The sequence below is a fragment of the Methylotuvimicrobium sp. KM1 genome (assembly GCF_044788715.1).
Lineage (GTDB): Bacteria > Pseudomonadota > Gammaproteobacteria > Methylococcales > Methylomonadaceae > Methylotuvimicrobium.
Genome location: NZ_CP173170.1, coordinates 938,998 through 960,056 on the forward strand (window position 1 = coordinate 938,998; position 21,059 = coordinate 960,056).

General features: G+C 49.9%; 17 protein-coding genes. 11 read left to right on the plus strand and 6 right to left on the minus strand.

Translation table 11 applies throughout. The features are described 5' to 3' along the window. Window positions 1-509 precede the first annotated feature (509 nt). The gene (locus ACINK7_RS04145) at window positions 510-1,406 is read right to left on the minus strand and encodes a diguanylate cyclase (RefSeq protein ID WP_404360033.1); all 897 of its coding nucleotides are present in this window, start codon (window positions 1,404-1,406) and stop codon (window positions 510-512) included. Window positions 1,407-1,432: 26 nt separating this feature from the next. On the opposite strand from ACINK7_RS04145, the gene ACINK7_RS04150 reads away from it, so the two are divergent. Further along, the gene (locus tag ACINK7_RS04150) at window positions 1,433-1,774 is read left to right on the plus strand and encodes a hypothetical protein (protein ID WP_404360034.1); all 342 of its coding nucleotides are present in this window, start codon (window positions 1,433-1,435) and stop codon (window positions 1,772-1,774) included. A gap of 433 nt (window positions 1,775-2,207) precedes the next feature. On the opposite strand, the gene ACINK7_RS04155 is transcribed toward ACINK7_RS04150, so the two are convergent. After that, window positions 2,208-2,666, minus strand: coding sequence for an NUDIX hydrolase (locus tag ACINK7_RS04155; RefSeq protein WP_404360035.1), 459 nt, complete (start codon window positions 2,664-2,666; stop codon window positions 2,208-2,210). Between the two features lie 158 nt (window positions 2,667-2,824). Here ACINK7_RS04155 and ACINK7_RS04160 point away from each other — a divergent pair, with 158 nt between their 5' ends. Beyond that, the gene (locus ACINK7_RS04160) at window positions 2,825-3,406 is read left to right on the plus strand and encodes a c-type cytochrome (RefSeq protein ID WP_404360036.1); all 582 of its coding nucleotides are present in this window, start codon (window positions 2,825-2,827) and stop codon (window positions 3,404-3,406) included. 30 nt (window positions 3,407-3,436) lie between these two features. Continuing rightward, entirely contained in the window at window positions 3,437-3,835 is a 399-nt protein-coding gene (locus ACINK7_RS04165; protein ID WP_404360037.1) for a hypothetical protein, read from the plus strand. Between the two features lie 308 nt (window positions 3,836-4,143). Here the strand turns inward: ACINK7_RS04165 and ACINK7_RS04170 are convergent, their stop codons facing one another. Then, a complete protein-coding gene (locus tag ACINK7_RS04170; protein WP_404360038.1) occupies window positions 4,144-5,835 on the minus strand; it encodes an NAD-dependent malic enzyme in 1,692 nt (563 codons plus the stop codon). A gap of 250 nt (window positions 5,836-6,085) precedes the next feature. Here ACINK7_RS04170 and ACINK7_RS04175 point away from each other — a divergent pair, with 250 nt between their 5' ends. Further along, entirely contained in the window at window positions 6,086-8,566 is a 2,481-nt protein-coding gene (locus ACINK7_RS04175) for a glycogen/starch/alpha-glucan phosphorylase (protein WP_404360039.1), read from the plus strand. 205 nt (window positions 8,567-8,771) lie between these two features. Here ACINK7_RS04175 and rsmA read toward each other — a convergent pair whose 3' ends face one another. From rsmA to ACINK7_RS04190, 3 genes are all read right to left on the minus strand, one after another. Beyond that, window positions 8,772-9,560: a 16S rRNA (adenine(1518)-N(6)/adenine(1519)-N(6))-dimethyltransferase RsmA gene (gene rsmA / locus ACINK7_RS04180; RefSeq protein WP_404360040.1), complete on the minus strand. Its 789-nt coding sequence runs from the start codon at window positions 9,558-9,560 to the stop codon at window positions 8,772-8,774. After that, window positions 9,550-10,566 (minus strand): 4-hydroxythreonine-4-phosphate dehydrogenase PdxA, encoded by a 1,017-nt coding sequence (gene pdxA, locus ACINK7_RS04185; protein ID WP_404360041.1) that lies wholly within the window; start codon window positions 10,564-10,566, stop codon window positions 9,550-9,552. Before pdxA ends, rsmA begins: the two co-directional genes overlap by 11 nt. A gap of 165 nt (window positions 10,567-10,731) precedes the next feature. Next, window positions 10,732-11,094, minus strand: coding sequence for a PilZ domain-containing protein (locus tag ACINK7_RS04190; protein WP_404360042.1), 363 nt, complete (start codon window positions 11,092-11,094; stop codon window positions 10,732-10,734). A 195-nt stretch (window positions 11,095-11,289) separates the two neighbouring features. Between ACINK7_RS04190 and ACINK7_RS04195 the strand changes: the two genes are divergently transcribed. From ACINK7_RS04195 to ACINK7_RS04225, 7 genes are all read left to right on the plus strand, one after another. Then, window positions 11,290-11,556: a hypothetical protein gene (locus ACINK7_RS04195; RefSeq protein ID WP_404360043.1), complete on the plus strand. Its 267-nt coding sequence runs from the start codon at window positions 11,290-11,292 to the stop codon at window positions 11,554-11,556. A gap of 78 nt (window positions 11,557-11,634) precedes the next feature. Beyond that, entirely contained in the window at window positions 11,635-12,015 is a 381-nt protein-coding gene (locus tag ACINK7_RS04200) for a hypothetical protein (RefSeq protein WP_404360044.1), read from the plus strand. 19 nt (window positions 12,016-12,034) lie between these two features. Continuing rightward, a complete protein-coding gene (locus tag ACINK7_RS04205) occupies window positions 12,035-12,715 on the plus strand; it encodes a DUF2760 domain-containing protein (RefSeq protein ID WP_404360045.1) in 681 nt (226 codons plus the stop codon). After that, window positions 12,712-14,685: an Hsp70 family protein gene (locus tag ACINK7_RS04210; protein WP_404360046.1), complete on the plus strand. Its 1,974-nt coding sequence runs from the start codon at window positions 12,712-12,714 to the stop codon at window positions 14,683-14,685. The genes ACINK7_RS04205 and ACINK7_RS04210 overlap by 4 nt, the downstream gene beginning before the upstream one ends. A 259-nt stretch (window positions 14,686-14,944) precedes the next feature. Further along, a complete protein-coding gene (locus tag ACINK7_RS04215; protein ID WP_404361410.1) occupies window positions 14,945-17,689 on the plus strand; it encodes an Hsp70 family protein in 2,745 nt (914 codons plus the stop codon). 348 nt (window positions 17,690-18,037) lie between these two features. After that, a complete protein-coding gene (locus ACINK7_RS04220) occupies window positions 18,038-19,135 on the plus strand; it encodes an SPFH domain-containing protein (RefSeq protein WP_404360047.1) in 1,098 nt (365 codons plus the stop codon). 416 nt (window positions 19,136-19,551) lie between these two features. Next, window positions 19,552-20,721, plus strand: a complete 1,170-nt coding sequence (locus ACINK7_RS04225; protein WP_404360048.1) for a primosomal protein N' (replication factor Y) - superfamily II helicase — start codon at window positions 19,552-19,554, stop codon at window positions 20,719-20,721. The last annotated feature ends 338 nt before the right edge of the window (window positions 20,722-21,059 follow it).

A 21,059-nucleotide genomic window follows, 5' to 3' on the forward strand; every position in this document is an offset into this window, starting at 1 on the left:
CTCAAGAGACTGTAAAAGTATTCAATCTTATGAAATAATCATGAAGAGCAAGAATAATTAAATTTCTGATTTCATGGACTTTTATTCATAAAGTCAACCATTTTTCCTGATTAGCAAGTTTCTTCAGCTAAAGCCCAAAGATCAGCATATCCTTAGCAGGACGGGGTTCGCAAGCCATGCGCGTCAAGCTAAAACGGCCACCCCACATCACGCTCTTTCCCAAGCTCCAGCTTGGGAAAGACACACCGGAAGCTCCAGCTTCCTGAGACCGACACAACCTCCGCACATTCTCAATCAACCCCGGCTCGCTCGCTCGCTCGTTCAATCTTTCTTGATTGTCGGGAAGCTAGAGCTTCCTGAACAGGTTACCCAAGCTGGAGCTTGGGTAACAGCATATTTTAGTTTTTGCGACTACGACTAGCCCCTGCTCGGACACTTGGCTTCGGCAAGCTGAAGCATCTTGCTAATTAGGTCATTTTTTGAGTATAAAGGAAGTAGGATGATTCTTCTCAAACTCGATCGATCGCGACCTGGTTACGGCCGTTTTTTTTGGCCTGATAAAGCGCTCGGTCTGCGGCCCGGATCATCGATTCGAGCGAGTCGATATAAGCGCTTTGGCGACTGCAAATGCCGAACGAGAGTGTTGCCGGTATTCTTAGATGCTGATATTCGAACGCCTTACGTGCTACTTTTTCACGGATGCGTTCGGCTAAAACCAACGCCTGGTTTTCCGAGCTACCCCTCAGCAACATAATGAACTCTTCGCCGCCATATCGCGCCAGTGTGTCTTCGGTGCGCATTTCCTTATTCAGCATTTCAGCCAGGTCCCTCAAAACCTGGTCGCCGGCGGGATGGCCGAATGTATCGTTGATTTTTTTAAAATGATCGACATCGCACATGACTACGGTTAATGCGGTGCGATTGCGCTTACAAAAAGACAGCTCTTCTTGTCCGCGAATCACAAAAGCCCGGCGGTTGGGTATTTGGGTCAGAACATCGGTATTGGCAGCCTGGTATAAAGCTTGTTCAGACTGAGCTTCGCTTGGTTTTTTATAATCAATGCGCATGTAAGTCCCGCCGGCACGGATGCGCGAGAGTAAGGAAATCTTTTCTTTGTCGATTCGCCTTTCATCGATATAGGTGCCATTGGTCGAGCCGTAATCCTCAACCATAACGACGCCGGCTTTGACGATAAAGCCGCCATGACGTCGGGATATTTTGGGGTCAGCGATGATAATATCCGCATCGTGGCCTCGTCCGAATACGTTTTTTTGACGGGTAAGCTTAAATTGTTTACCGATGTGTTTGCCTGAAAGTATTACAAGATAAGGCTCAAGCGGAGCGTTTTCTGTAGTCCGCGAAGACAATGCCGTGTCGATCTGGGTATCCGATTGCAGACTATCCATTCGCGTTCCTCTAAATAAAGTTGTATATGCCGAATTTTATCAGGCACGGACTCCTTGCGCCGGATTATAGCCGTCATACAAATGAATATAATTTGGAGCGTTCAAATAGTGCGGGATTGGCACAGTGCTGCTTACTTAAATTGGGTTTTGATATCATCGATGATTTCGTATTCGCGTTATACAAGCTAATCGATCAATTCATTTTTCATGGTGTTCAAGTATTTTTCGGTTTTTTTAGCAAACCTTGCGAGGGCGGTAAGGGTGGTAGCCAGTGCATTGGTTTGCAGGAAGCTGTGCATCGTGTCGGTTACGCCGCCTTCGCTTTGGCTTTTCTTTCTATCACGCTCGGTACTTCCGTGCCCCTCTGAGGAGATTTGGCTCAAGCTTATGATTTTACTCTTCCTGAAGCGTAACCTAAAGCACATAAAGCGCAAAGCAGAGGTCATTTAGAGCATGAAACTTTAATTCTACTCCCTTTTGATTGAAAAACCGTCTAGGAATAAAAAGGCATGGGATATGTTTATCGAGGACCGCCGTGAACCCGTCCATGGGGGCTTGATGGCAGCGTTCCCTGCTGCCGACATCCTCGCTAGCCACACCCCATACCTTCATAAAGTTAACCATTTTTTGAGTATAAAGGGAGTAAAAAGAGCGGTTGAGGCTTTACCAAGCCGTTGAAAATGTTGTAGACCCTCCGCCACGTCTCGCACTTTCATTTGCCGAGGCGATGGCCAGACCTTCATGATCGTTAGGTTAATATCAAGTCCAGAGATAACATTGTTTCGATCGGCAAAAGATCGCTTACGTACAGATAAAATCACCGGTTTTTCCGTTTGGGTCGATCAAACCCGGTAAGGCGCCGCTTAACCAAAGACGGTGGGTGTTTTCGATGATGTCTTTTAGACCGGGTACCAGTTCGTAATGATCGAGTCGATCCAATGCAACCCAGCAAGCTTCAGAGACGTCGGAATTAGCGATGGGAGTCCGGCTTTCTCCGTCGAGAATCTCGACTAAAAAATCGGCAATGACATAATGAAAATTTTCGATATTGCGTTCGACAAGTGCTACGAGGCTGAGTACTCGGGTATTTTTAAGTCCGGTTTCCTCCTCGATTTCGCGTCGGCAAGCGTCGATCAGTGTTTCGCCCGGTTCCAACTTGCCGCCGGGAATCGACCAAAGGCCTTGTGCAGGAGCTTGATTTCGTCGGATTAACAAAACTTCTCGATGGCGGTTGAAAGCGATGCCGCTTACGCCGATCATGGGGATAGGTAGTGATTTTAATACTTGATGAGTCATAAAAATAACAAGTTACTGACAGTAGTGCCGATGAAGCGTTATAGTGACCAACACTGATTCGGAATTTTTCTAACTCAAAAATTCGATCATGTTTACCCTACCGATGCAATTAGGAGGAAACGATGAAAAAAAGTAATTTTTACAATTCGATCATGCTGTCATCCGTTTGTTTATTCGGCTCTTTGGTTTTCGATACTAACGCAATCGCCGCCGATGCAAAGGCAGGCGAGAATAAGGCGTCAGCGTGTACTAATTGTCATGGCCTGAACGGTATCAGTGTCGATGCTCAATTTCCTATACTGGCCGGCCAACGGCCCGAGTATATCGTGAAACAGCTCAAAGCCTTCAAGAGCGGTTCGCGCGAAGGCCCCATAATGAAGAATATGGCCCAGGGGCTTAGCGATGAAGACATGGCCGATCTTGCGGCTTATTTTTCAAGCCAACAACCTAGAAGTGCTGTTGTCGATCCAAAATTAGCCGAGTTAGGCGAGAAACAATCGGCGATGTGTCTAGGCTGCCATGGCAAAGGCGCAGAAGGGAGAATGCAATTTCCAAGGTTGGCTGGGCAACACCCTGATTACCTAGCCAAACAATTGAAAGCATTCAAGTCCGGCACGCGTAAAGGCAGTCCGATGAATGCTATCGCAAAAAATTTAAGCGAAGAAGATATCGAGGTCTTGGCTGCTTATCTCGGCTCTTTATAAATCAAACTCAATGATTCCCGGGAGGCTGGGGTGCTTAATAGACATTATCTTTTATTGTTAACTATTTTGTTTTCGATTTTTCAGTCGGGTCTGGCTATCGCTAGACAGCCAGAATCCTCCCCTGTGGAAAGCAGATCTAGACAGGTAGGCGAAACGAACCGGCGAAATGAACAAGATCAGGAGCAGAAGAAGACTAAACAAGAGCGCTTCGAAAATATGCGGCGGCGCTATCTCGACGATGCCGCGCTTCCCGAGCGTCGAGTCTATCGTAGGAGTAAGGATAATGCGAAACGTCCAATGAACCGATACGAAGATTTCGAACAAAAACGCGAGCGGCACCGAAAATATAATGAATATATCGAGCAGAATAATCTTGATAAACCGGCTGATCGTTGGCAATCAGGTGCCGAAGAAATTAATAGCGATTAAACGGAACAGTTATGGCGTTAAGCCTTATGGTAAGTCATTATCCAGGGTTACTGAATTCCGGCAATCCCTATTGGAGTAACATCTTTCATTGATCAAAGAGCAAACCGTAGTTTATTTTTGGCTATGTTCGCGTTGATAGTTGAAATTAATACTACATTAATCTCGAAACTTGAATACTGTAGGGTACGCGCAGCGTACCCTATAATTCACTTTGAATTTTTAAGTACTTCCGGTAGTGGTGGGTGTTTTCAACTATTACCGCATACAGAGCCTTATTTTTTTACGCATTTATCGGATGCTATGCGGAATTAAAAACAAATCCGCTTATAGTGCCGATAGACCGGTTGCCAGAAATTTTCTTCGATGCGTTCGAGTAATTGCTCATCGCTAATTTCAAGCGCCAAGTTTTGATTAAGCGCGACTTTGCCTACCGCGAAAGCGATGCATTTGCTCAGTTCCGGTAATTCCGTCAATGGCGGCAATAATTCGCCTTGTCCGGTGTTGGCCAAGGGCGATGCTGCGGCCAGAGTTTCGCTGGCGGCGATCAACATTTCGTCTGATATTCGTCTGGCTTGCACAGCAATAACACCGAGGCCGATTCCCGGAAAAATATAACTATTGTTGCACTGCGTGACATCATAGCGCTTACCGCCGTATTCGACGGGTGGAAAGGGGCTGCCCGCAGCTAATAAAACCCGTCCTTCGGTCCACTCGATAATTTGTTCGGGCGTAGCCTCCACTTGGCGTGGCGGGTTGCTGAGCGGAAAAATAATCGGCCAATCGCAACCTTGAATCATAGTCCGAATCACGGTTTCGGTAAAAATGCCGTGCTGGCCGGAAACGCCGATCAAAACGGTCGGTTTGGCGCATTGAATAACCTCAAGCAATGACGGATAGTCGCTTTCGATTGACCAATCCTCTAGTCGGTTTGGTTCGTGAACCAGTTTTTGTTGAAAGTCCCTAAGTCCTGTCATGCTTTTGGTGAGCAAACCGAAACGGTCGACCATGTAAACGCGATGACGGGCTTCGCGGTCGGACAGTCCCTCGGTCCGCATTTGCGCGATCACCTGCTCGGCAATGCCGCAACCGGCCGAACCGGCTCCGACAAAGACCACGCGTTGCTCGGACAACTTCCGGTTTTTAACTCGGCAAGCAGCCAACAGCGTACCGACCGTGACCGCGGCAGTGCCTTGAATGTCGTCATTGAAGCAGCACAGTTGGTCTCGGTAGCGTTGCAATATCGGCATCGCATTCGGTTGCGCGAAGTCTTCGAATTGCACGATAACATCCGGCCAGCGGTGCTTGACGGCTTGTAAAAAAAGGTCGATGAAAGCGTCGTATTCTGCTTGAGGAATTCTTCTATGACGCTCGCCCATATACATCGGGTCTTGTAATAGTTTTTCGTTATTGGTGCCGACATCGAGTACTACCGGTAAGGTATATGCCGGGCTGATTCCGCCGCAAGCCGTATAGAGCGACAATTTGCCGATCGAAATGCCCATGCCGCCGATTCCTTGATCGCCCAGACCTAAGACTCTTTCGCCATCGGTGACGACAATAATTTTGACATTGCGTTTGGTGGTATTACGCAAAATGTCGTCTATTTGTTGACGCTCCACGTAAGAAATAAACAAGCCTCGGCTGCTACGATAAATATCCGAAAATTGCTCGCAGGCATCGCCGACGGTCGGCGTATAAATAATAGGCAACATCTCCGGCAGATGATCCTGCAGGAGTCGATAAAAAAGCGTTTCGTTATTGTCTTGTATCGAACGCAAATAAATATGTTTGTTGATTGCGTTTTTAAAGCTCGAATACTGGAGATAAGCGCGTTGGACTTGCTCTTCAATCGTTTCGTATCGAGGCGGGAGCAATCCGGTTAAATTAAATGTTTGCCGTTCTTCTTTACTGAACGCACAGCCTTTATTCAGTAAAGGCATTTCCAGTAAAGCGGGGCCTGCATAAGGGATATAAAGAGGAGTTTTCGACATTGCTGTCATAACGGAAGTTTCCTTAGTCAACCTGGCTTTGAATGTAACATGCGCGAAATAATTTGAACAAGTGACACTCGCCCTCCGTGTATGAGTGTTCAAGTTATTTCTTACCTATTGCAGCATGATTATACTCTTAACGACTCAAGTTTCGGCATCCCGGAGTCGAATTCTGATTAACAATCGGTATAGTCCTGTCATGGCATTAGTATTGCATTTTAATTCAATAGACTGTTCACCCTATACGAGAACGACAACTATGAAACAAAATCATTACCCAGTGACCACCGACGACATTAAACGAAATTTCTTTCGCAATTTAGCTAATGTGCAAGGCAAATTTCCTGCATTGGCCAGCACCTTTGACTATTACATGGCCTTGTCCTATACCGTGCGGGATATGTTGATGGCTCGCTGGGTCGGTACGGCGACCGAATATGTCGAAAAAAAATCGCGCACCGTGGCGTATTTGTCGGCCGAGTTTTTGATGGGGCCGCATCTGGCATCGAATTTGTTGAATCTGGGCATGGCCGAACTGGTCACTCAGGCCATGGCGGAATTGGGGCTGAAATTGGACGATTTACTAAGGGAAGAGCCGGAGCCGGGTTTGGGGAACGGCGGATTGGGACGTTTGGCGGCCTGTTTTCTCGATTCGATGGCGACGATGAACATTCCTTCGGTCGGTTATGGAATCCGTTATGAATTCGGTATTTTCGAGCAGGTCATTTTCGACGGTTGGCAGGTGGAAAAGACCGATAAATGGTTGTTTCGCGGCAATCCCTGGGAGATCGTTCGGCCGGAGTGGGCCGTCGAAATCAAATTGGGCGGTCATACCGAACGCTTTGTCGCCGAAAATGGAGAAGCGCGCGTCAATTGGATTCCCGGTTGGTCGGTTAAGGGTGTGCCTTACGACACGCCGATTTTGGGGTACCGCAACAATACCGCGAATACCTTGCGTTTGTGGCAAGCTGTTGCGCCGGAGTCGTTCAATTTCGGGCGTTTCAATCAAGGCGATTATTACGGCGCGGTTGAAGAAAAAGTCTCTTCGGAAAACCTAACTAAGATTTTGTATCCGAACGATGGACCATTGCAGGGCAAGCAGTTGCGTTTGGAGCAGCAATATTTCTTCGTTTCGTGCTCATTGCAAGACATGCTGCGCATCATGAAGACCCAGCGCATCCGCTTGGAGCAATTTCATGAAAAGTTTGCCGTTCAGTTGAACGATACTCACCCCGCCATTGCGATAGCCGAGTTGATGCGATTGTTGGTCGATGAGCACGACATGCCTTGGGATACGGCTTGGAACGTGACGAGACGGACTTTCGCCTATACCAATCACACGCTGTTGCCGGAGGCGTTGGAATGTTGGCCGGTGGAATTGATGGAAAGCTTGCTGCCGAGATTGATGGAGATCATCTATGAGATCAATAGCCGCTTTCTCGAACAAGTCAGGGCGCATTGTCTCGGTGATACTGCCAAAGTCATCCGCATGTCGATGATAGACGAAAATGGGGCAAGAATGGTGCGCATGGCGCACCTGGCTTGTGCCGGCAGTCATGCGATCAATGGTGTCGCCGCATTGCATACCGAACTGCTCAAACGCGATGTGTTGAAGGATTTTTATAGTCTTTGGCCTGATAAGTTCAGCAATAAAACCAACGGTGTGACGCCAAGGCGTTGGTTGGCATTATGTAATCCGAGGCTCAGCAAGGTCATTAGCGAAGCGATCGGAGATACTTGGGTGAGAAATTTGGGAAAACTGCAAGATCTTCAACGCTTTTCGGACGATGCGGTATTTTTAAATCGTTGGGAAGATGCCAAGCGGCTCAATAAACATGATTTCGCGCTGAATCTCTATAAGCGCACTGGTGTCAGCGTCGATCCGGAATCGATTTTCGATGTGCAGGCCAAGCGCATTCATGAATACAAAAGACAGCATTTGAATATTCTTTATGTGATTGCTCTTTACCGGAAGCTGAAAACCGATCCGCATTTCGATATTCATCCGCGCACCTTCATATTCGCCGGCAAGGCCGCGCCCGGTTACCATTTGGCCAAGCTTATTATTAAGCTGATCAATGAAGTGGGGCGCGTCGTCAATCACGACCCGGTGACGAAAGACCGTCTCAAGGTTGTGTTTTTGCCGAATTTTAATGTCACGAACGGTCAGCAGATTTATGCCGCAACCGAGGTGTCGGAGCAAATTTCCACGGCCGGAAAAGAAGCTTCCGGAACCGGCAACATGAAGTTTGCGATGAATGGAGCATTAACTATCGGAACGTTGGATGGTGCGAATATCGAAATTCGCGAGGAAGTCGGTGAAGAGAATTTCTTTTTATTCGGCATGACAGCAGAAGAGGTGCGCTTAACTTATGAGCGGGGTTATGCTCCGAATGACGCGTATCAGCAAGATGCGATTTTGAAAGATGCCATCGATCTGATTCGAAACGGTTTTTTTTCGCACGGCGATACCGGTTTGTTCCGTGATTTGACCGATAATCTGATCTACAGCGATCCTTATTTGGTGTTGGCCGACTTCAATGCGTATCGGGAGTGTCAGGATTCTATTGATACGGTGTATCGCGACAGAACGCGTTGGAATCGGATGTCGGTACTGAATACGGCGAGATCCGGTAAGTTTTCATCGGATCGAACGATTGCCGAATATTGCCGCGATATTTGGAAGGTCGAATCGGTACCGATCGATGTTCCGGAAGTGGACCCATTTAGGCTTGTTTGAGCTGTAAACTGCGCACACTGTCATTCGAAAAAGTCTCGGGCAAAAAAAATGCGGCTAAAAAGCCGCATAAAGGATATTAGAAGGATATAAGCTCTTAAAAAAATAGCAGTATTTGAAAGTTTGCATCTCAAGAGTTGTGCATAGTTTATGCAAGATATCCGGCTTTGAAAATGTGGCAAATTGTCGCGTGGCGGATTGTCGCAGTTTATTTGTTGTCTTTTATTAGGTAGCGGCTCAATGCCGCGAAGTCTTCAAGCGACAAAGTTTCGGCGCGCACGCTCGGGTCGATGCCGAGTTCTGCTATTTGTTGTTCGTCAAGCAGATTCCTTAATGAGTTGCGAATCGTTTTACGGCGTTGAGAGAAGGCATGAACGACAACTTGATTCAAGTCTTCGACCGAATTGACCGAAACCGGGGGCTTTTTATGAGGAATCAGACGGATAATCGATGAGGTTACTTGCGGCGCGGGGTCGAAACTTTCCGGCGGGACGTCGAATAAATGTTCCGCCGCACAATAATAGTGCGTCATTACGCTCAGGCGCCCGTATTTTTTGCTGCCGGGCTCGGCACAAATCCGATCCACGACTTCTTTCTGCAGCATGAAATGCATATCGGCGATGCAGGATGTGCTTTCCAATAAATGAAACAACAATGGCGTGGAAATATTGTAGGGGAGGTTACCGATAACTCTAAGCGGTTTGCCGTCCGTTGCCAGCGCTTGGAAATTGAAACTCAATGCATCGGCGCTATGAATCGTTAAGCGTTCGTTGTCGCCGAATTTCTTTTTCAACAGACTCACTAGGTCGCGGTCCAGTTCAACGATATCGAGCCGGATGGCATGATTCAATAATGGCGCCGTCAACGCACCTTGCCCGGGGCCGATCTCAACCCAGTGTTCGCCCGGACGGACCTGTATATTGCCAAGAATCTCTTCGATGATCGAATAATCGGTTAAAAAATTCTGGCCGAAACGTTTGCGGGCTTTATGCGTCATGGGTAGTGCGGTTTGGGGAAGATGAGGACATTGCCAGTGCCGTTGCCAAGGCATATTCGATGCTGCCCGTGTCGATAGAACCTGTCCCTGCCAGATCGAGCGCGGTGCCGTGGTCGACCGAGGTGCGTACAATCGGTAAGCCCAATGTGATGTTTACGGCGTTGCCGAAGCCTTTATATTTCAACACCGGCAAACCCTGATCGTGATACATCGCCAGTACTGCATCGGCCGTATCGAGATATTTTGGCGTAAACAACGTATCGGCCGGCAATGGGCCAATTAGGTCGAGACCTTGTTCGCGTAGATTTTCCAATACCGGTTCTATGATCTCTTTCTCTTCCAGTCCCAAATGGCCGTTTTCGCCGGCATGGGGGTTTAAGCCGCAGACTAGTATCTTCGGGTTAGCCAGATTGAAGCGCGTCTGCAGATCTTGGGCCAGGATGCGCAAAACGCTTCTTAGCCGGTTATGCGTAATCGCGGCGGCGACATCGGCAAGCGGGAGATGGGTCGTAACCAGTGCGACTCGGAGTCCCGGTGTCGCCAGCATCATGACCGGATGGCCGCCGGTAATGCCTGCAATATATTCGGTATGGCCGCTGAAAGCAATGCCGGCATCGTTGATGACGCCTTTATGTACCGGTCCAGTCACCATGGCGTCAAACAACCCGTCTAGGCAGCCTTTTGCCGCGCGCGTGATTGTTTTGAGGACATAACGGCTATTTTCCATGTTGAGTTGGCCGCATTGCGCCGGGGCACTCATTTTAACCGGCAAGACGCTGATAGAACCTGCCCTTTGTTCGACGAGTTCCGATGACGGGTCGAATGACTTGATCTTGAGTTTAAAACCCAGCGATTCAGCGCGTTGCATCAGCAAATCGGGGTCGGCGATCGCAACGAGTTCGCAGGCATGGCTTTGTTGTGCCAGCATGATACAAAGGTCGGGGCCGATACCGGCCGGTTCGCCGGGGGTGATGGCGATGCGCTTCAATGTAGGGGTTGCGTCCATGGGGTATTTTAGGAAAAAAGATTATTCTACCGTAATCGATTACATTTCGCGCGCTCATGCACTGTTACAACGTGGTCAAAGAATATCTTCCCGGTGCGCACCCTCAAGTCAATTCGTTCCCGCAGAACGATGGGGCAATTTGTGGAAGTTAATTTTGAACTTGTCCTAAGATGTCTTGATCAGCAAAGTTAATTCATTGAGTTTTATACATTCAAACAACAAGTTGTCGACCGACTCTTCGCAATGATCCGTGTATTGGAGCCCGCATTCATTATTGCTGAATTGATGTTTTAACATACCGTGAACGGTGAACGGTTCACCCGATTCGGGGAGATGCATGGTGATTTTTATTTTTTCGCTGACATCAGGTGCTAGTGGTTTTGTAAGTTTGATTCTTATCCCGCTTCGGCTAATATCGATAATGTCGGCGCTTAACGGAAATTCCAGGTCGACTCCGTCATTTACCATGACTCCTGCGCTCAATCCTTTAGGTTTGATTCGGCGATGCGTGCGTCTTTCGGTTGCCATGTGGTTCCTTTGATTTGAAATAAGTTAAAATTAATTGCTTGTATAGTTCAAATTGATAAAAATGCAAATCCGGAGCTAAAAATTATTGCCTAATCGGACGGATTCACGGCGTCCTTTGACGGGCAACCGGGGCCGAATTTGCATCTACGATGGGTATAACTTTACACAACAACACAAATGATAGGATGATTAATCATGCAAAAAACCGATGAAACGCCTCTTTGGGTATTTTTGGCCTTTTCAAGTATAGAAACACGTCGAGGAGCTTTGATTTTACTCTGGAGCTCGCTGTTGTTTACTGTTTACTGCATACCCTGGGTAACTCTCTTTCAAGGCCACGAGTGGGTCGAAACTCTATTTTTGATCGATGATTGGAGTTGGGTGGCGATGATGTTACCGATGTCGGTTTGGTATTGGTTGTGTTTACGGTGGGTTGATAAAAAAAATGGTTGGGTTATTTGAAGCCCACACCGGCTTTGTTGTTCATTTGCCGTCTGTTCGCGTAAAATCTTCAATAATTCAATTGAGACGGGAAATACGATGAAACAGGTTTTAATAGTAGCGTTCTTTTTGATTTCCTTGTCCGCTCGAGCGGACGATGCCAAAAACGAATGGCATGACACCACGCTGTCCGACGCGACGATCAAGAAAATTCAAGAGTCGCAATATCATTATAAAAAATGTATTGCCAACGAATTACAAGTTACTTCGGCAAAGCCGCAAGATGTCAGAAAAGGTACCGAAGCCATCGTTAAGAAATGCGAGAATGTTCTGGCCGATATGAGAAATGTGTATCTCGAGGAAAAAGTACCTGAAGTGATTGCCGACCGGCATTTAAAGCAAATGCGCATTCAAACCACGCGCGATGTGCTCAGAGAAATGATGTTCATCGAATCCGCGCGAAAAGCCGGACAACAATAATCAAATCAGTACGGATGTTATGAATACGACCTATACGATAGATTTAACCCTAAAGCCGACCACCTTCGATTTATGGCATGTTTGTTTGGCGGGAACGGTGGCTTTATTAGCGATTTTGCTGATCGTGTTGTTAATAGTTATGTTGATCGGAATCGCCAGAGGTAGAAAAAAACTGCTTGAGGAAGTCTTACGCGAGTCTGCCGCCTCGCTGGCCGAAACCGTCAAGATACCCGAGCCTGAAGTCAAAGTCGTCGAGAAGATCGTCGAAGTCGAAAAAGTCGTTCAAGCGCCGGCACCGGAGCCGGTCGTATTAAAAGAAGCGACGCCGGATGCGGCGTTACAATTGTTGAGTTTATTACAAAAAGAAGCACGCTTCATCGACTTCATTAAAGAAGATATTACCGCTTACAATGATGCCGATATCGGTGTGGCCGCAAGGGTTGTTCATGAAGGTTGCAATAAGGCGATCAACGAACACTTTAAACTCGTGGTCATCCATGAAGGTCAAGAGGGTAATAAAGTGTCTTTGCCAAAAGGATTCGATGCTGCTTCGATTAGACTGACCGGCAACATTATCGGCGAAGCGCCCTTTACCGGAACATTGATCCATAGAGGTTGGCAAGTGACCGACATTCGCCTGCCTAAATTAACTGCTGGACATAATGCCAAGATTATTGCACCGGCCGAGGTAGAATTATGAAAAGTTTGTTCGGACATTTACGCTCGGAAAATCCCGGAGAGGGAGCGCTTAATGCGGACGTGAATCAAAATGAATCAAACGAAGATAATCCACTGGAGGACAGCAATGACGAGCAAGCCTCGGTCGAGCATTCCGGGCCTCGTTTTTCGGTTGGAATCGACTTGGGAACGACGCATTGCGTGTTGTCTTATGTCGATTTAAGTCAAAGCGATGAGGATGGTCATGCTCAAGAAGTCATGGCGATACCTCAGTTAACTTCGCCGGGTGCGGTCGAGGAATTGATGCAGTTGCCGTCTTTTTTATATCAGGCGCATCATTCCGAATTGGCGGAAGGCTCGACGGCTTTGCCTTGGACCTCGAAGCCTGAATTTTTAGTCGGCGAGATCGCGCGCAGTTTAGGGAGTAAAGCCCCGATTCGACTGGTTTCTAGTGCCAAAAGTTGGTTGTGTCATGCCGGAGTCGATTGTAAGGCACCAATTTTGCCGGCTGAGGCGCCTGAAGAAGTCGAGCGGGTTTCGCCTTTTCAAGCGACCGTCGCCTATTTACAGCACATACGCGATGCCTGGGCGCAACTGCACCCCGATGCGCCGTTGGCAAGTCAAGACTTGACAATTACGGTGCCGGCGTCGTTCGACCCTGCGGCTCGCGAATTGACTGTCGAAGCGGCGCGCTTTCTCGGTTTGGAACAAGCGCTCTTGCTCGAAGAGCCACAATCGGCATTGTATAGCTGGATCGAAAGAAGTAACGGAGAATGGCGAAAGCAAACCGAAGTCGGCGATATTTTATTGGTTATCGATATCGGCGGCGGTACGACCGACTTATCGTTGATCGCGGTTACCGAACAGGACGGTAATTTAGAACTCACGCGAGTCGCGGTCGGAGACCATATATTGCTCGGTGGCGATAATATGGATCTAGCCTTGGCTTATACCGTCAAAGCCAAGCTCGAAAAGGATGGTAAGCGTTTGGAATCCTGGCAAATTCAAGCCTTGACCCATGGCTGCCGCGAAGCGAAAGAAAAGATTTTCAACGATCCATCGTTGGATGTGATGCCGTTGGTCGTTCCAAATCGCGGTTCGTCGTTAATCGGGGGTTCGTTGCGTACCGAATTGACTCGCGATGAAATCAATAATGTGTTGGTAGAAGGTTTCTTTCCGCGAGTCTCTGCGGCCGACCGTCCGATCAGCCGTCCTCGTGGCGGTTTGCGTACGGCGGGCTTACCTTATGCGCAGGATGCCGGTATCACACGGCATTTGGCGGCGTTTTTGGCCAAACAACTTAACGCAACCGACGACTTAAAAGATATCAATCTACCAGAGCATGCATCGTTTTTGCATCCGACTGCTGTGTTGTTCAATGGCGGCGTCTTGAAAGCCGCGCCGCTGGCTGATCGCTTGATGGAAGTCCTAAACAGTTGGTTGGTTGGCGAACAAGCGCCCGAAGCGCGCTTACTCGAAGGCGCCGATCTCGATCTGGCGGTCGCTCGCGGTGCGGCTTATTACGGTTTTGTGCGCAAAGGTAAAGGCGTCCGGATTAAAGGCGGCACGGCGGCTTCTTATTATGTAGGTATCGAAAGCGCAATGCCTGCGGTGCCCGGTATGCCGCCCGAAATCGAAGCGCTTTGTATCGCGCCGTTCGGCATGGAAGAAGGCACTGAAGCAGCACTGCCCGATGACGAATTCGGATTGGTCATCGGCGAACCGGTGCGTTTCCGTTTTTTCAGCTCGAATACACGCCGCGAGGATCAAGTCGGTACCCGGCTGGAGTATTGGACCGATGAAGAGCTCGAAGAGTTGGATGAAATCGAGATTACCTTGCCTGAAGAAGGCAGAAGAGTCGGGGAGGTTGTTCCTGTGCATCTGACTTCGGCTGTGACCGAAGTCGGTACCCTCGAATTGCATGCGGTCTCGCGCCAGGACGACAAGCGTTGGAAAGTGGAGTTCGACGTTCGGGCCGGCGAAGAGGATTGATTCAATTCGGGTATGGGTTCCCACGGAGGACCGTGGGAACCAGAAAATTATCTCGCACAGAGGCGCAGGGGCGCCGAGAAAGCATCTCACTCAATGTAATGGATAAATTTGCCTCAATGCCCTTTGGCGGCAGAGGTCTAGTAGCAACGAACAAGCTTCAACTCTCTGCGACCTTGCGCCTCTGCGCGAGAAACGAAGTAAAGCCATTTATAACGCTTTAACAAATAACGAGAACGTGCAAAAACAAAATCCTAAATTTATGGTCGGTATCGATCTCGGCACGACGCATACGGTCGTAGCCTTCGCGCGCGCCGATCAAGCAGACTCCGAAATCCGAATTTTCGATATCGAACAATTGGTCGCGCCGGGCGAAGTCGCGGCGCGGCCGTTGCTGCCGTCGGTGCGCTACCATCCGGCCGAGGGCGAATTGTCCGAGGCAGACTTGGCGTTCTTGCCGAACGAAGACAAGGCCGTGATCGGCGAAGCGGCGCGCGTGCTCGGCTCGAAAACGCAGGGCCGCTTCGTGACTAGCGCGAAAAGCTGGCTGTCGCATCCGTCGATCGATCATACCGCGGACGTTTTGCCGTGGGGCGGTAGCGACGACATTTCGAAAGTGTCTCCGCTCGAGGCCAGCGCGAGTTATCTGGCGCATATCCGCAGCGTCTGGCGGCACAAATTTCCGGACGCGCCGCTCGAAGATCAGGATATCGTCATAACCGTCCCGGCTTCGTTCGACGAAGGTGCAAGGTCTCTGACGATCGAGGCCGCCAAATTGGCCGGGCTCAAGCGAGTCAAATTGCTCGAGGAGCCGCAAGCGGTTTGTTACGACTGGCTCCGGCGTCATGACGGCAGTATCAAGCAGGAATTGGCCGACGTGCGTTTGTTGTTGGTTTGCGATGTCGGCGGAGGCACGACCGACTTGACGCTGATCAAGGTCGAACCGGCCGAACCGGAACCGAAACTGACGCGGATCGGCGTCGGCGATCATTTGATGCTCGGCGGCGACAACATCGATCTGGCGCTCGCGCATCTGGCCGAACAACGCATCACTGTCGGCGACAAGCGTCTATCGGCGGCCGATATGTCGCAATTGATCGAACAATGCCGCATCGTCAAGGAAAAACTCTTAGCCGACGAGGCGCCGGAACAACTCGGCGTCACGTTGCTCGGTGGCGGTTCGAAACTGATCGGCGGCACGCGCTCGGCGATGTTGACGCGCGTTGAAGTTCGGAGCATCGCGTTGGATGGTTTCTTTCCGTTATCGGGCTTGAATGACTTACCGGACCGCAAGCGCAGCGGAGTCGTAGAATTCGGCCTGCCTTATGCGGCGGAACCGGCGGTCAGCAAACATATCGCAGTGTTTTTGAAATTGCATAACCAAGCCGCGCTCGATGCTTTGAACGGCGAGGGTGCCGTGCCGGATGCCTTGTTGCTGAACGGCGGAGTGTTTCGTAGCCGCCCGCTGACCCAGCGGATTCTCGATTTGATTGCATCCTGGCGAGGAAATGCGCCGAGACTTTTGGAAAACAAACATCCGGAATTGTCGGTTGCGTTGGGTGCGGTTAGCTACGCGCAGGCAAGGCGAAATAAACAAGTCCGTATCGGCGGCGGTGCGGCGCGCAGTTATTTCTTGATTGTCGATACCGAGCGCGGCGAACAGAAAGGTGTCTGTATCTTGCCGCGCGGCAGCGAGGAGGGGCACGAGGTCGTCTTACAAGACCGGCAATTCGCGTTGCGATTAGGGCAGCCTGTGCGATTCCATCTGGCTTCGACAACGGGCGACACCGAATATAAGCCAGGCGAGTTGGCTGTAATCGACGATGAGCGTTTTCATTCGCTGCCGCCGCTGGCGGTCGCGTTGTCAGACGAAGAGAGGTCGCTTGAAACCAAACAAGCAAAATCGTCTACTTCCGAAGTGACTGTACAATTGGCCGTCATGCAAACTGAAGTCGGCACGCTGAAGATTCAGTGCGTTTCAGTGCAAGACGCAAGCAAGCGTTGGGACGTCGAATTTCAAATCCGCAAAAAAGCGGATGCGGGTGTGCAGGCCGAATTGCCGGCGCAATTCGACAGGGCGGTCGAGTTGGTGCAGGCGGTGTTCGGTTCCAAGTCCAAACAAATTAATCCGAAAGCGGTCAAAAGTTTGCGTGCCGATCTCGAAAAACTGCTTGGTTCTCGCGCAGATTGGGAAACGCCGTTATTGCGAGGCTTGTTCGGCGCTTTGCTCGACGGTATCAAATACCGCAAACGTTCCGAAAATCACGAACGGGTTTGGTTAAGCCTGACCGGTTTTTGTCTGCGCCCAGGCTTCGGTTATCCGCTCGATGATTGGCGCGTCGAACAATTATGGAAGATTTACGATCAATCGATACAGTATGTCAACGAAGCGCAAATCTGGAGCGAGTGGTGGACGCTCTGGCGGCGCGTCGCCGGCGGCCTCGATGCGGCCAAGCAGGAAAAGATATTTGCCGACATCGGCAAATATCTGAATCCGGCTTCGGCGCGGCAGTCGGCCGTCGCGAAACAGCTCAAAACACGCGCTTACGACGACATCGTGCGCCTTGCTGCCGTGCTCGAACGCTTGTCGGTCGATAAAAAAATTCAACTCGGTGAATGGCTGTTGAAACGTTTGCAAAGTCCGGGCGAGTCCGAGCAAACCTGGTGGGCGGTCGGCCGAATCGGCGCGAGGATTCCGTTTCACGGTAGTAGTCATAACATCGTACCGTCCGTGACGGCATCCGACTGGCTCAAACAGATCATGCGAATCGACTGGAAGAAAACGCCCCAGGCCGGATTTGCTGCGACACTGATCGCGCGCATGAGCGGCGATAGAAGTCGTGATATCGACGACGCGTTACGCCTCGAAATCGTCGAGCAATTGAAAGCAGCCAAGGCGCCGACGTCGTGGATTGCGATGGTCGAAACGCTGAAGGAACTCGACGAAAAAGAAGAGAAACAAATCTTCGGCGAAGCCCTGCCGCCGGGTTTAAAGTTGATTGGTTGATTCAAGAAATATACCCGTCGTAGATTAAAATTCGGCGCCTGGGTGTCCGCTAAAGGACGCCGTGAATACGTCCAGTAGGCTCTATGCTGGCAAAGCCTTTATCGGACGCCCAGGCGCCTCCTCTGGCACTGCCGAAATTTGAAGTGCGAAAGGTATAATTTCGCGCAGAGACGCAGGGTTCTTTTTCGGATTCTCACGGTCCTCCGTGGGAATCCATACGTTGGTTGCCGGGGTAAGAACGGTATGCATTCTCACGCTCGAGCGGTGGAAACGAGGAAAAACTCCGCGCCCCTGCGGGAGTAAAAAAATCAGGATAGGCATTGAATCCAAATAGATAGGAGCACCAGCATGGGGTTTTGGAACAAGCTGTTCGGCGAATTCGTCGATGTGATTGAATGGACCGACAGTTCCAGTGATACGATGGTATATCGCTTCGAACGCTTCGGCAACGAAATCAAATACGGCGCGATGCTGACCGTCCGCGAGTCGCAGACGGCGATACTAGTCAGCGAAGGACGCGTGGCCGATTTTTACGAGCCGGGTTTATATCAGCTCGAAACCCGTAACATGCCGATTTTAACCACGCTCGAAAGCTGGCCACACGGTTTCAAAAGCCCGTTCAAAGCCGAAGTCTATTTTTTCAACATGCGCCGCTTCACCGATTTGAAATGGGGCACGAAGAATCCGATCATGCTGCGCGACAAGGAATTCGGGCCATTGCGGTTGCGCGCGTTCGGCACCTATTCGGTCAGAATTAATGAACCGCTAGCGTTCATTAAGGAAATCGTCGGTACCGGCGGGCACTTCCGCACCGACGATATCAGTTCGCAATTACGTAATCTGATCGTATCGCGCTTTTCCGACATCATCGGCGAATCGGGCATTCCTGCCTTGGATCTGGCCGCGAATTATGACGAGCTCGGTGCTTATATCACAGAACGCATTGCGCCGGAATTTTCCAAATACGGGCTCGAAGTATTGCAGTTGTTGGTAGAAAACATTTCACTGCCGCCCGAAGTCGAAAAGGCGCTCGACAAACGCACCAGCATGGGCATCATCGGCGATCTTCACCGTTATACGCAATTCCAGGCCGCCGAGGCCATGGCTGCGGCCGCGCAAAATCCGTCAGGCGGCGCTTCCGAAGGCATCGGCATGGGCATGGGTTTCGCGGTCGCGCGCGAATTGGGTAAGTCGCTCTCCGAACAGCCATCTACTCAGCAAGCCACGCCGCCGCCGATTCCGACTTCGACGGTCTATTTCGTTGCGATAGCCGGACATCAGGAAGGCCCCTACGCGCTAAAAGTCATCGAGCAAAAAGTCCGCAGCGGCGAAATCAATCGCGACACCTTGGTTTGGAGCGCTGGAATGGCGGAATGGAAGCCAGCCGGTCAAGTGCCTGAGTTTTCCGCGGCGTTTGCTCATGTGCCTCCGCCGTTGCCGGGGTGATTCGTGAGTAGTCAGCAGTGAGCGGTTAGCAGAGAAAGGTGAAAGGTGAAAGGTGAAAGGTGAAAGGTGAAAGGTGAAAGGTGAAAGGTGAAAGGTGAAAGGTGAAAGGTGAAAGGTGAAAGGTGAAAGGTGAAAGGTGAAAGGTGAAAGGTGAAAGGTGAAAGGTGAAAGGTGAAAGGTGAAAGGTGAAAGGTGAAAGGTGAAAGGTGAAAGGTGAAAGGTGAAAGGTGAAAGGTGAAAGGTGAAAGGTGAAAGGTGAAAGGTGAAAGGTGAAAGGTGAAATCGGCGCTTGACAAGCGATTTAAATGCTGCATCATTTTATCGCTTATCGCTTATCGCTTATCGCTTATCGCTTATCGCTTATCGCTTATCGCTTATCGCTCACCACTAACATTGGATTGCTATGAATAGTTGCCGTGCCAAAATTTAAGGCGTCTTTAAAACCCGGTGTCGAGCGTTTTCCGTGCGGGCAGTGCGGCGCGATTTTGAAATATGCGCCCGGTACCGAGCATCAGGTCTGCGAGTATTGCGGATTCGAAAATCATATCGAGCCAAGCGCCGCGCCGATTCAGGAATACGACCTGCAGCAAGCGTTGCGGCAGTTGGCTCAACCCCAGGCTGAGACGCTTAAGGCGCAGATTCATTGCGACGAATGCGGCGCCGGGTTTCAGTTCGATAGTCATATTCATGCCGGCGAATGCCCGTTTTGCGGTACGCCGATCGTGACGACGACCGCGCAAGCCAAGCCGATTCAGCCGAAATCGCTGCTGCCGTTTGCAATCGGCGAAGCTGAAGCTAAACAGCATTTTCAACGCTGGATCGCGAAGCTATGGTTCGCGCCGAATGCAGTTAAAAAATACGCCCGTAGCGATACCAAGTTGACAGGGGTTTATTTGCCTTATTGGACTTTCGATAGCGACACCGAGACCGATTATGTCGGTGAACGCGGTGATGTCTATTACGTCACGGTACCGGTTCAAGTGGTACGAAATAACCGCACCGTCACCGTTATGCGACGAGTGCCGAAGATACGTTGGACGCCGGTTTCGGGTCGCGTACGGCGTTTTTTCGACGATGTATTGGTGGGCGCGAGCAAGTCGCTGCCGCGTAAGATTCTGGATGCTTTGCAGCCTTGGGATCTCTATAACCTGATGCCTTACGACGAAAAATATTTGAGCGGTTTTCGTAGTGAATATTACCAAATCGAAATCGATGAAGGCTTCGATGCGGCTAAGCAAATCATGGATAGTGTGATTTACCGGGATATCGCGCGCAACATCGGCGGCGATCATCAGCGTATCCATCAGGCAAGAACGAGGCACGACAAAACGACTTACAAGCATTGTTTGCTTCCGGTCTGGTCGGCGGCGTTTCGCCATCGGGATAAATCTTATCGTTTTGTAATCAACGGTCGGACCGGCAAAGTGCAAGGCGAGCGGCCTTATAGTGGGTGGAAAATAGGCTTTGCGGTGCTAGCCGCGCTGCTGACGGCTGCCGGTATTTATTATTATCTCGATGCCAGCGGCATGCTACAGAATATTCAGCAAAGCGATTATGATGTCGCGCCTTATCATCAGCAATGGTGAGGTGATTTAGAGGGGGCTTGGAATCATGAAGACGGCGAATGGGTGGGCTGTCGAAAAAAAAGCCATTTTAGCTAATGTCTGTGTTCCCGCTTTTTAATCCCAAAATATCTTGGAAATTGTTTGTGATCATAGCTATAGAGCGACAGGCGTAGGGTGCGCATCGCGCACCTGAGTCGGGAAATAATGGGTTCGGCGCCGTGGAAAGGTGCGCGATGCGCACCCTACGGCTGCCGAAATTTCAAGTGCGAAAGGTATAAATACCCTCAAGACAAAGGTTTTTCGGAATCAGGCAAACAATTTTGCGTTAAATGAGGGTTGCGATTACAATCATTCTATGT